Origin of the sequence: Vibrio sp. 2017_1457_13 (genome assembly GCF_030851525.1) — a bacterium.
GTDB classification, from domain to species: Bacteria; Pseudomonadota; Gammaproteobacteria; order Enterobacterales; family Vibrionaceae; genus Vibrio; species Vibrio metschnikovii.
Genome location: NZ_VHTA01000004.1, coordinates 207670 through 219717 on the forward strand (window position 1 = coordinate 207670; position 12048 = coordinate 219717).

General features: G+C 46.2%; 11 protein-coding genes. 5 read left to right on the forward strand and 6 right to left on the reverse strand.

What is annotated here, in order from left to right:
- Positions 1–25: 25 nt before the first annotated feature.
- The 5 genes from mutT (at position 26) to FKN88_RS07120 (ending at position 7183) form a co-directional block, all read left to right on the forward strand.
- Positions 26–424: an 8-oxo-dGTP diphosphatase MutT gene (mutT, locus tag FKN88_RS07100; RefSeq protein WP_306687377.1), complete on the forward strand. Its 399-nt coding sequence runs from the start codon at positions 26–28 to the stop codon at positions 422–424.
- A gap of 92 nt (positions 425–516) precedes the next feature.
- Positions 517–1326 carry a 4-hydroxy-tetrahydrodipicolinate reductase gene (dapB, locus tag FKN88_RS07105; protein WP_040904912.1) on the forward strand — a complete coding sequence of 270 codons (810 nt, stop codon included), beginning with the start codon at positions 517–519 and terminating at the stop codon, positions 1324–1326.
- A 478-nt stretch (positions 1327–1804) separates the two neighbouring features.
- Complete coding sequence (gene carA / locus FKN88_RS07110; RefSeq protein WP_306687378.1) at positions 1805–2944, forward strand: glutamine-hydrolyzing carbamoyl-phosphate synthase small subunit; 1140 nt, start codon at positions 1805–1807, stop codon at positions 2942–2944.
- 16 nt (positions 2945–2960) lie between these two features.
- The gene (carB, locus tag FKN88_RS07115) at positions 2961–6191 is read left to right on the forward strand and encodes a carbamoyl-phosphate synthase large subunit (RefSeq protein WP_154169099.1); all 3231 of its coding nucleotides are present in this window, start codon (positions 2961–2963) and stop codon (positions 6189–6191) included.
- Between the two features lie 206 nt (positions 6192–6397).
- Positions 6398–7183: a TSUP family transporter gene (locus FKN88_RS07120; protein ID WP_154169097.1), complete on the forward strand. Its 786-nt coding sequence runs from the start codon at positions 6398–6400 to the stop codon at positions 7181–7183.
- Here the strand turns inward: FKN88_RS07120 and FKN88_RS07125 are convergent.
- From FKN88_RS07125 to FKN88_RS07150, 6 genes are all read right to left on the reverse strand, one after another.
- On the reverse strand, positions 7113–7973 hold the full coding sequence (locus tag FKN88_RS07125) for a LysR family transcriptional regulator (protein ID WP_154169095.1): 861 nt from the start codon (positions 7971–7973) through the stop codon (positions 7113–7115). The genes FKN88_RS07120 and FKN88_RS07125 overlap by 71 nt on opposite strands.
- A gap of 124 nt (positions 7974–8097) precedes the next feature.
- Complete coding sequence (locus FKN88_RS07130; protein ID WP_154169093.1) at positions 8098–8718, reverse strand: TRIC cation channel family protein; 621 nt, start codon at positions 8716–8718, stop codon at positions 8098–8100.
- 82 nt (positions 8719–8800) lie between these two features.
- Complete coding sequence (gene btuF / locus FKN88_RS07135; RefSeq protein ID WP_217540925.1) at positions 8801–9619, reverse strand: vitamin B12 ABC transporter substrate-binding protein BtuF; 819 nt, start codon at positions 9617–9619, stop codon at positions 8801–8803.
- Positions 9620–9621: 2 nt separating this feature from the next.
- Complete coding sequence (locus tag FKN88_RS07140) at positions 9622–10575, reverse strand: cobalamin biosynthesis family protein (protein ID WP_306687380.1); 954 nt, start codon at positions 10573–10575, stop codon at positions 9622–9624.
- 10 nt (positions 10576–10585) lie between these two features.
- Positions 10586–11281: a 5'-methylthioadenosine/S-adenosylhomocysteine nucleosidase gene (gene mtnN / locus FKN88_RS07145; protein WP_154169091.1), complete on the reverse strand. Its 696-nt coding sequence runs from the start codon at positions 11279–11281 to the stop codon at positions 10586–10588.
- Between the two features lie 95 nt (positions 11282–11376).
- On the reverse strand, positions 11377–11736 hold the full coding sequence (locus FKN88_RS07150) for a DUF1499 domain-containing protein (RefSeq protein ID WP_040904910.1): 360 nt from the start codon (positions 11734–11736) through the stop codon (positions 11377–11379).
- Between the last annotated feature and the right edge of the window lie 312 nt (positions 11737–12048).

Genomic DNA, 12048 nt, shown 5'->3' on the forward strand with positions numbered 1-12048 from the left:
AAATCTATATCGTATGGGAAAACGCATGAAACGCATTCATATCGTTGCTGGGATTATTGTTAATTCTGAAGGCTCACAGATTTATATAACGAAACGTCCTGATGATAAACATCAAGGTGGTTTATGGGAGTTTCCCGGAGGAAAGGTTGAAGCCGGTGAAAGTATCGAGCAAGCCTTAGGTCGTGAATTGCATGAAGAGATTGGTATCACAGTTACCGAGCAGGCCTTGTTTGAACACCTTGAGTTTGATTACCCTGATAAAGCCTTAATGTTCGATTTTATGCTGGTGACCCATTTCGAGGGACAGCCTTTTGGTAAAGAAGGTCAACAAGGTAAATGGGTAGCGATCAATGAATTAGCTTGCCATTCCTTCCCTGAAGCTAATGTGGGGATTGTTGAGCGAGTGATGAAAGAGTTACTCTAAGTGCTAGCCAGCATCGAAGATAGTTGTTAGTTTAAGGGCAATGGATAAATCGTCTATCGCGAACCATGGAATGAGAAATGGAGAAAGAAGCAATGATAAGAATTGCGATTGCAGGTGCAGCTGGTCGTATGGGACGCAATCTCGTCAAGGCAAGTTATTATAACCCCAATACTATCGTCGGTGCAGGTTCTGAGCGTCCAGAATCTTCACTCGTCGGTGTTGATATTGGAGAGTTGTGTGGAGAAGGACGCTTTGATGTTGCTTTAGTTGATAACTTAGAGCAAGCCGTGAATGATTTCGATGTGATCATTGATTTTACTGCTCCCTCTAGTACGTTAGCCAATATTGAACTGTGCGAAAAACACCATAAAAAATTAGTCATTGGTACAACTGGATTTGATGAGTCTCAGTTAGCGCAAATTAAGCTTGCCGCGCAACAGGTCTCAATAGTCATGGCTCCGAACTACAGCGTTGGGGTTAACTTGGTGTTTAAGTTATTGGAAAAAGCGGCCCAAGTGATGGGGGATTATTGCGATATCGAGATCATTGAAGCTCATCATCGCTATAAAGTGGATGCTCCCTCTGGAACGGCGATTGGTATGGGAGAAGCGATTGCTCACGCGATGGGAAATAATCTCAGTGATGTTGCGGTTTATGCACGTGAAGGGATCACTGGCGAGAGGGCTCGTCATGAAATCGGTTTTGCCACAATTCGTGCCGGAGATATTGTCGGTGAACATACAGCAATGTTTGCCGATATCGGTGAGCGAGTAGAAATCACTCATAAAGCGACCGATCGCATGACCTTTGCTAATGGGGCCGTCAAAGCGGCTATCTGGTTAGCCGATAAGCCCGCTGGACTTTATTCGATGACCGATGTGCTCAATTTGAATGAGCTTTAATTACATAATTATGCGCTAACTTAGGTTGGCGCATTTTTTTTACCCAAGTTAAACGCCCGTGTTTCCCTTTTTCTAAAAGCCTTTTTATTGATTGTTAGTGTCTAAAAATGAAGGTTTTGATTGGTTTTTGTTTTGTAGGCTCCATTTTTGTTTGTTTTGTCCTTTGTTTATCGTTTGCTTTTGTTTTTGGTTTTTTAGTGATTTTTTATACGGCGTATTTTCCACGGTTTTTATTTATTTCATCATTATTAGCCATAAAGTGGAGAGAAAAGTGTTGTTTTGATGGCTTTGGTGTTGGTTTTGTTGGCAAGCTGATAAATAAAAATTTAATTTATCAACGATTGTTGACAGGGGTTAGTGTGAACTTTAGAATACCGCCAATTTGTCTAATATAGCCTCAAGCAACGTATCGCTGCGAACAGGAAGGCAGATTTGCGATTTAATTTATATTTAATGCATTTTTATTCTGGAGGTTGTCTTGAGTAAACCAGCACTGTTGGTCCTAGAAGATGGGACAGTGTTCCACGGAGTGTCCATTGGGGCAGAGGGTTTTTCCGTTGGTGAAGTTGTTTTTAATACTTCGATGACGGGGTACCAAGAAATTCTCACTGATCCTTCCTATTCTCAACAAATTGTTACTCTCACTTATCCCCACATTGGTAATACCGGAACCAACTCTGAAGACGAAGAATCCTCTTCTATTCATGCACAAGGCCTTGTGATTCGCGATCTCCCTCTTATCGCCTCTAACTTCCGTAATCTACTTTCTCTTTCTGACTATCTTAAATCACAAAATATTCTCGGTATTGCGGATATTGATACGCGTAAACTGACACGCATTTTACGTGAAAAAGGTGCGCAAAATGGCTGCATTATGGCTGGTGAGCATTGTGATGAAGCGTTCGCGTTAGCGAAAGCGAAAGATTTCCCTGGCTTAAAAGGAATGGATCTTGCGAAAGAGGTTACAACACAAGAAGCGTATGCATGGCAACAAGGTTCGTGGACGTTGGAAGGTGGACTTCCTGAAGCAAAAGACCACAGCGAACTGCCTTATCACGTCGTTGCCTACGATTTCGGAGCCAAGCGTAACATCCTGCGTATGCTGGTTGACCGAGGATGCCGCTTAACCGTTGTTCCGGCTCAAACTTCAGCCGAAGAGGTATTGGCACTGAAGCCTGATGGTGTTTTCTTATCCAATGGCCCTGGTGACCCAGCTCCGTGTACTTATGCAATTGAAGCCACTAAAGTGTTCTTAGAGAAGGGATTACCGGTATTTGGGATCTGTTTAGGACACCAAATTCTAGCCTTGGCTTCTGGTGCGCAGACAGTAAAAATGAAATTTGGCCACCATGGTGCCAACCATCCAGTTAAAGACTTACAGCGTGACGTAGTGATGATTACTGCACAAAATCATGGCTTTGCTGTCGATGAAGCAAGCTTACCAGATACGCTGCGCGCAACACACAAATCACTGTTTGATGGTTCTTTACAAGGCATTCATCGTATTGATAAACCTGCGTTTAGCTTCCAAGGTCACCCAGAAGCAAGCCCTGGTCCCCACGATGCCGCACCTCTTTTCGATCATTTCATTGAATTAATTAAACAGCACACAGCCTAATTCGGAGTAGTAGACGATGCCAAAACGTACTGACATTAACAGTATTCTAATTTTAGGTGCAGGCCCGATTGTGATTGGTCAGGCTTGTGAGTTTGACTACTCTGGTGCCCAAGCCTGTAAAGCTTTGCGTGAAGAAGGCTATCGAGTGATTCTCGTCAACTCGAACCCGGCGACGATCATGACTGATCCAGAGATGGCCGATGCGACTTACATTGAGCCTATTCACTGGGAAGTGGTACGTAAAATCATTGAAAAAGAGCGCCCAGACGCGGTATTACCAACCATGGGTGGTCAAACTGCATTGAATTGTGCGCTGGAGCTAGAAAAACACGGCGTATTAGCTGAATTCGGCGTAGAAATGATTGGCGCAACCGCTGATGCGATTGATAAAGCCGAAGACCGCTCTCGTTTTGATAAAGCAATGAAATCGATCGGCTTAGCTTGTCCTCGTGCTGATACGGCAAAAACGATGGAAGAAGCTTACCGCGTTCAAGAGATGGTCGGCTTTCCTTGTATTATTCGCCCTTCTTTTACCATGGGTGGAACGGGCGGTGGTATTGCGTACAATAAAGAAGAGTTTGAAGAAATTTGTCGCCGTGGCCTCGACTTATCGCCAACCAACGAGCTGTTGATTGATGAATCACTGATCGGTTGGAAAGAGTACGAAATGGAAGTGGTGCGTGATAAAAACGATAACTGCATCATCGTTTGTGCGATTGAAAACTTTGACCCAATGGGCATTCACACGGGTGACTCGATCACAGTAGCACCAGCGCAAACGCTAACTGACAAAGAATATCAGATCATGCGTAACGCATCGCTAGCCGTACTGCGTGAAATTGGTGTAGAAACGGGTGGTTCGAACGTACAGTTTGGTATCAACCCGAAAGATGGCCGCATGGTGATCATCGAGATGAACCCACGTGTTTCTCGCTCTTCGGCTTTGGCTTCAAAAGCCACCGGTTTCCCAATTGCTAAAGTAGCGGCTAAATTGGCGGTTGGCTTTACGCTTGATGAGCTGATGAACGACATCACTGGCGGTGCGACCCCAGCGTCGTTTGAACCAACTATTGATTATGTTGTGACGAAAATCCCTCGCTTTAACTTTGAAAAATTCGCTGGTGCTAATGATCGCTTAACCACACAGATGAAGTCGGTCGGTGAAGTGATGGCGATTGGTCGTAACCAACAAGAATCGCTGCAAAAAGCATTGCGTGGCTTAGAAGTTGGTGTGAATGGCTTAGATGAAATGGTCGATCTTGATGCACCTGACGCATTGACCAAAATTCGCCATGAACTGAAAGAAGCGGGCGCTGAGCGTATTTGGTATATCGCCGATGCATTTCGTGCCGGTTTATCGGTCGATGGAGTGTTTAACTTGACCAATATCGACCGCTGGTTCTTGGTGCAAATTGAAGAACTGGTCAAGATGGAACAAGACGTCAAAGCGGGCGGTTTTGCTGGGCTAAACGCCGATGTACTGCGTAAAATGAAACGCAAAGGTTTTGCAGATGCGCGTCTCTCGGCTTTATTAGGCGTGGCTGAAAGTGAAATTCGTCGCTTGCGCGATCAATACAACATTCATCCGGTCTACAAACGAGTTGACACCTGCGCAGCGGAATTCTCATCCGATACTGCGTACATGTACTCAACCTATGATGAAGAGTGTGAAGCGCAGCCGACCGACAGAGAAAAAATCATGGTGCTCGGTGGTGGTCCAAACCGTATCGGTCAAGGTATCGAATTTGATTACTGCTGTGTTCATGCTTCACTTGCACTGCGTGAAGATGGTTATGAAACCATCATGGTTAACTGTAACCCTGAAACTGTATCTACTGACTACGATACCTCAGATCGCCTCTACTTTGAGCCAGTAACACTGGAAGATGTGTTAGCCATTGTTCGCGTCGAAAAACCGAAAGGGGTTATTGTCCAATATGGCGGCCAAACGCCATTAAAACTGGCGCGCGCCTTGGAAGCGGCCGGAGTGCCGATTATCGGTACTAGCCCAGATGCCATTGACCGCGCGGAAGATCGTGAACGCTTCCAGCAAGCGGTAGAGCGTTTAGGGTTGCTGCAACCAGAAAACGCAACAGTGACCACAATGGAACAGGCGATTGAAAAATCAAGAGAGATTGGCTTCCCGTTGGTAGTGCGTCCTTCTTATGTGCTTGGTGGTCGGGCGATGGAAATCGTCTATGATGAGCAAGATCTGCGTCGTTACTTTAACGAAGCGGTCAGCGTATCGAATGAGTCACCGGTTCTGCTCGATCGCTTTTTAGACGATGCGGTTGAAGTCGATATCGATGCGATTTGTGATGGCGAGCGAGTCGTGATTGGCGGCATCATGGAGCACATTGAACAGGCGGGTGTTCACTCCGGTGATTCTGCTTGTTCACTGCCGGCTTACACCCTAAGCCAAGAAATCCAAGATGTGATGCGTGAACAAGTTGAGAAGTTAGCCTTTGAATTGGGCGTGCGTGGTTTGATGAACACCCAATTTGCGGTGAAAGATAATCAAGTTTACCTGATTGAAGTTAACCCTCGCGCTGCACGAACGGTTCCGTTTGTATCCAAAGCTACCGGCGCACCGCTGGCAAAAATTGCCGCACGTGTTATGGCTGGTCAGTCACTTGAGTCGCAAGGCTTTACCAAAGAGATCATTCCTCCTTATTATTCGGTCAAAGAAGTCGTGTTGCCCTTTAATAAGTTTCCTGGTGTTGACCCATTGCTTGGCCCTGAAATGCGCTCCACTGGCGAAGTGATGGGTGTTGGAGCAACGTTTGCTGAAGCTTACGCTAAAGCAGAGCTCGGCTGTGGTAATGTGTATCCTGATGGTGGTCGTGCGTTATTGTCGGTACGTGAAGAAGATAAAGAGCGCGTGGTCGATTTAGCTTCTAAGTTGATCAAACTTGGCTATCAGCTAGATGCAACTCATGGTACGGCGGTGATTCTCGGTGAAGCAGGGATTAACCCTCGCCTAGTTAATAAGGTGCATGAAGGGCGTCCGCATATCTTGGATCGAATCAAAAACAATGAGTACACCTATATCGTCAATACCGCGGCAGGTCGTCAAGCGATTGAAGATTCAAAGGTATTGCGCCGTGGTGCTCTAGCTGAAAAAGTTAACTACACCACGACGTTAAATGCGGCATTTGCAACCTGTATGTCACATACCGCTGACGCGAAAGCATCGGTCATCTCTGTGCAAGAGTTACACGAGCAAGTCAAAGCCAGCTTAGCCTAATAACAATTAAGGTAAGTCGTTAAGGCTTATCAGACAACCTCATTGCCCGCTGAATTAAGCGGGCTTTTTTATCAGCTACAATACCCAGAGATCTCCCAAGCTTATATCGATGAATAAATGGAATAGGTTGTTGTCTTGTGTTTCGCTGTTTTGATATTTTGAGTAGTGATACTGTTAAGCTTTGTCATTCAAGATGTTGATTAGAAATGGAACTTTCACTGGAAGTATTGGGTCTGCTGTTTTTAGTGGCGGGCGTTGCGGGATTTATTGATGCCATGGCTGGTGGTGGTGGTTTGCTAACGTTACCAGCCTTGCTGGCGGCTGGGGTTCCTCCGACTCAAGCCTTGGCGACCAATAAACTGCAAAGCTCCTTTGGAAGCTTTTCGGCCACTTTCTATTTTGTCCGCCAAGGCTTAGTGAGTCTAAAAGCGATGCGCCTGGCGATTGCGTGTACTTTTGTCGGTGCGGCACTTGGCGCAGAAGCGGTGCAATATATTGATGCCTCTTTGTTGACCAGTTTAATACCCGTGTTATTGATTGCCATCTCGCTCTATTTCCTACTTGCTCCAGCAACAAAAAATCATACCGGTTCCGCTCCCTTATCGGAAACGGCTTTTGCTTTCACGGTCGGGTTTGGGGTTGGGTTTTATGATGGCTTTTTTGGCCCCGGTACAGGTTCAATCTTTACCGTCTGTTTTGTCGCTTTAGGCCATTTTGGATTGGTGGAAGCCACCGCGCGCACTAAAGTACTCAATTTCACTTCCAACATTGCCGCGTTGACCTTCTTCTTAATCGCTGGTTTACCGATTTGGCAGATAGGTTTAACCATGGCGGTCGGCGGGTTTATCGGTGCTCGCATGGGGGCAAAAGTGGTGATCAGCCAAGGTCAGCGTTGGATCCGCCCGCTAGTGATCACCATGTCTATGTTGATGGCGTTAAAACTGCTTTGGGAACAGCATCATGCAGCGCTGTTATCAATGCTTGGACTCTAATGCTGCGATAGCGGCTGGCGCGCAGACAAATATGAATTGGCCGAGTCAGATCGGTAAGTTCAGCGAAATCAAAGCAGTGCTCGGGCTCAATTTTTAGAGTGCTGACAATCGAACGTGGTACTAGGGCTGGTAACATACCGCCGAGTGCGAGCTGCGCAGCGGCGGTGTAAGAGTCCATCTCCATCGCGGGTCGAATACCTTGTTTGTGCAGCATGGCCGCTTGGTAGGTATTGGCGGGATTGGCTAAATCATTAGTGATCAGCTCGCTTGGCAGTGAGAACAGAGGTGCTTGGCTAATCACGGTAAATGGCTCATCGCCTAAATGAAAAGTCAGCAAACCGTGATTGGCGGGCAGATACCCCGCACAAAAGCCCAAGGTGGCTTTGCCAGACTGAACATTTTCGACAATTCGCGGTGTGTGGTTGGTGGTGATCACCCAATGTGGGTCGTGTTTTCGATGTTGCCCCATAGTCTGGCCAAGATAACCCGCGACTAAAGTCTCTGAGCAATCCATGCGCAGCAGCGTATTGTCTTCCAATGTTTTCTGCTCGAAAATTAAACCATGCAACTCATTAAACGTAGGGCCAATGCTGGCAATTAATTGCTCGGCATCTGCAGTCAATTTGATGTGTCGGCCCGCGGGAACAATCAGTTTTTTGCCGAGTTTTTTTTCTAAGTTAGCAATGCGCTTACTGACTGCCGATTGGCTGATATAGAGTTGGCTACCGGTACGGCTCATGGTTTTTTCTTTGCTGAGCACCAGTAAGGTTTCAATGCCTTCGAGTAACATAGGTTGATGACAAATGGGAATAGATGTCGCTAATGGTAACCTTGAACCATCGCGGTGTCGTCTACTAAAGTCACAAAGCTTGCGTATGGAGCATCACCAGCCATGATGACTGGTGATGGAGGGATTATTTAGTCAATGCAAAAGTCGGCAGTGATAAGTGCCAACGAATGGCGCATAAGCGGATGACGAGAGTTGAAATCACCCCGCATAGGAAAGCGCTCGAACTGTTATAATCTAAAGCGAGTGCGGTGGTATGTACCATGCCGCCGACAATACAGGCGGTGGCATAGACTTCACTTCTTAATACCATCGGGATCTCACGAGCAAGCACATCACGGATGATGCCACCACCGCAGCCGGTGATTACCCCCATAATGATGGCGATTAACGCTGATTCTTGGAAGATCAGTGCTTTTTCAACCCCAATAGCGACAAATACAGCTAGGCCAACCGCATCACAGACGGGCAGTATCCACCAAGCGACTCGTTTAGGGCGACGGACAATCAACATGGTTAATAAGCAGGTCGCGAAGATCACCCATAAATAAGTGGTCTCAGTGATCCAAAAAACCGGCGTCGCGCCTAGCGCCATATCGCGAATGGTTCCACCACCAATGGCAGTGACACTGGCTAGAACCACCGCACCGAAAGGGTCCATCTTTAATCGCCCCGCAAGTAGTACGCCTGAAATCGCAAACACCGCAGTGCCAAACATATCAATCAAGTAGAGCAGTGAAGTATCCAAAGTTGAGTCGCTCGCTTAACATTCCCTGTTAATTTGGGATGAGTGAATGGGAGCACATTGTATGCAACTTTTGCTGTTTTAGTTAATACTTTTCTATTTGGGCAAAATAATTGCAAACTTGCTCAATGGCGAGCAGTGATCTTGGGGTTTGGCGGTTGAGCCAATCAGCATTAAGGCTAGTAATCTGTCCTTTTTTTACCGCGGGAATTTGGTTTTTCCAGCGCTGCCACATAGTGCCTTGAGCCATCGCTTGTTCTGAAGTAAAGATGACTTCTGGTTTGGCGAGTAGCACCTGTTCAATACTGACTTGAGGGTAGGGGGACGGGCTATGTTGGAAAATATTCACCCCCCCACAAAAAGCGAAAATCTCACTTGGCCAACTGCCTTGCGCTAAGGTGATGATGGGCTTCTCACTTAATTGATAAAAATAATGCACATTATCAAGGTGAGCGTATTTCTGTCCGAGTTGAGCAAGCTGCTGACGAAACTGATTGGCCGCTTGCATGCCTCTTGTTGGATCGCTGGCGTATTGACTGAGTTTCTCTATATCATCTGCAATATCAGTCAGTGTTTTAGGATGAGAATAAAACAAAGGAATGCCTAAACGAGCCAATTTTTCCACTTCACGCATGGCATTGCCTTCAGGCCAAACGATCACCAAGTCAGGTTGTAAGGTCAGAATCCGTTCAATATTGATCCCTTGATAATTGGCGACTCGAGGTAGAGTTTTGGCGGATTCAGGATAATCACTATAGTCACTGACCGCGATCAGCTTATCCCCTAGTCCGGCCGCGAAAACCAGCTCGGTGGCATGGGGAGCTAAGCTAATGATCCTTTCCGCAGCAGAAAGAGTGCAAAAAGGCCAAGAGAGCAGAAGTAAGAGAAAGAATCGGTGTGGCATGTTTATACGCCTTGATAAACGAGCAGTAACATAACGCTTTGTAAAATAAGCCAAAGCCATAATCTACGGGTAAGTAGTTGGCGTAACTGAGCTAAATGAAGGCTTGCTGGCACTATGCGCCCGCCAATTTTGGCGCGCACCGCTTTTTGCTGACCATAGATCGCTGGCCCGCCCAATGCTAAGTGTAATTTATTACCGACTGCACACAGTAGCCATCCCGGCCCCGGTAACGGCCAAGAGCGACTTTGGTTGAGCGTTTGCGTCAAATTATATTTAACATTATCGCCCATCAGGATCAGTAAACTAAATAAACGCAGAGGAATAAGATCGAGTAACGCGACAGCGCGAATGATCGGTAAACCAAACGGCTGAAATTGAGTACGAGAAGGAGACCAACAACGGGCCAATTCGACCATTAAACGATAAATAAATGCGCCGATCCCCCCGAGTAATCCATACCAAAAAAGAACCCCAATCAGGTTACGGCCAATACCCATAGTGATGGTTTCGACACTGGCTTTACCTAAACCGACCGGGGAAAGCGTCGCCGTTTCACGATTAACAAACGGCACCAATAAACGGCGAGCTAACGGTTTATCCGGTTGTGCCAGTGCTTGACTCATCTGCTGGCTAAGTTTATCTGCACTGCGCCAATCGAGAGCTAACAGCAATAGCGCTAATTCAAACAGTTGTGGATGCCAAACCAAAGGCTGCAAAGCAACGCACAGCATAATGGTAGGGATAATCATCAGCAGCCAAGCCAGCGTGCCGGAAATTAAGCTTTGTTGGTAATTGCTCGGTTTATTAACTTTGTCAGCCAATATTTCGGCAAATTTATGCCATAAGGTAATCGGATGGGCAGCGTGAGGTATCGGCAATAGCCAATGAAATAACAAAGCGCCCCACATTACGAGTAGGGCACCATTGGCATAAAAGGGTTTGAATAATTCATCCATGAACAACAGGCTACTTTAGTAGTTCAACCATTTTTAGCACCATCGCTGAAGAGCTTTGCGCGGCTAGCGGCAAAAACTCATCAAAAGAGAGCGGTGAAGCTTTATCAGCGACATCAGAGATGGCTCGTACCACGACAAAAGGTACACCAAATTGATGGCAGGTTTGGGCAATCGCCGCCGCTTCCATTTCGACCGCTACTGCGGTTGGGAAATGTTGACGGATAAAGTTTTGTTTTTCTTCGCTGCAGACAAAGGCATCACCAGTGCAAATTAGGCCACGAACCGCATGTTTGTTGTCCATGGTTTGCAGAGCTTGTTCAGCGATTGACATGAGTTTCTCATCTGCTTGAAATGAAGCGGGCTGACCAGCCATTTGCCCGATTTCGTAACCAAAAGCGGTTACATCGGCGTCATGATGACGGACTTCAGTAGAGATCACTACATCGCCCATGGTTAAACTAGGATCAAAACCACCAGCTGAACCCGTGTTGATGACCACATCTGGTTGATATTGATTAAGCAATAATGCGGTGCCAACCGCCGCAGATACTTTACCGATCCCAGATTGAAGCAAGATAACCTCAACACCATGCAGCTTACCGCTGTAATAGGTGCAGCCACCTTGACTGACTTCTTGGCGTTGTTCGAGAGCGTCTTTTAAGATGGCGACTTCTTGTTGCATCGCGCCGATGATGCCAATTTTCATGTCATGTCTCTTTTCATTGGATAAAAATCACTGCAGTTTATCATGCTCGGCTAGGTTTGATCGAGATGAAGCAGAAAGGTAAACCGCTGAATAGACTATTGTAGCAAACCAGCAGCCGTCATTTTATCACGTAGTGTTTCAACTCGACGGCGATTAACGCCAAAATCGCTATAGCCAACTCGAGACTCTGAACGAACTTTTAACTGATCATGCTGCAGTTTAAGTTCCAAGTCATCGACAAAGCGTAATACACGTGTAGTGCATTCCACTCGTAAGTAATTCTCTTCTTTTTCAACGACTTCAGCGCCGGGTAAGGTTAATGCAATACGTTCAATTTGGCTAAGGGTCACTCCTGGGCGCAGGATAAACGGTGCCACAGAAAATTTTTCTCTCGACTCTTCCGTCGAGACACAGTTGGGTTTATTCCCACAAAGGTCGGTTGTTCGGTCGGTCATATTCGATGCAACGCCTCGGCTACAAGCAATGATAAGGAGTGATAACCCAATAATAATGAATGGCTTCACGACATTTTCCTATAGCGAATAAAATTTGAGCATAGCTGATATTTGTCGCTGAGGATAACCAATTATACGATTGATTGACGATCTTTGATTTATTAAGGTCATGATTTTTCTAGTTTGACGACTAAGGCCGTTAAGGTTGAGTAATGAGACGATGTTTTTAGCAATAAAAAAGGCTAACACAAGGTGTTAGCCGTTTAAGATATCCCTTTCCTACCTGCAACGCTAAGTTGTTTGGGTATAGAT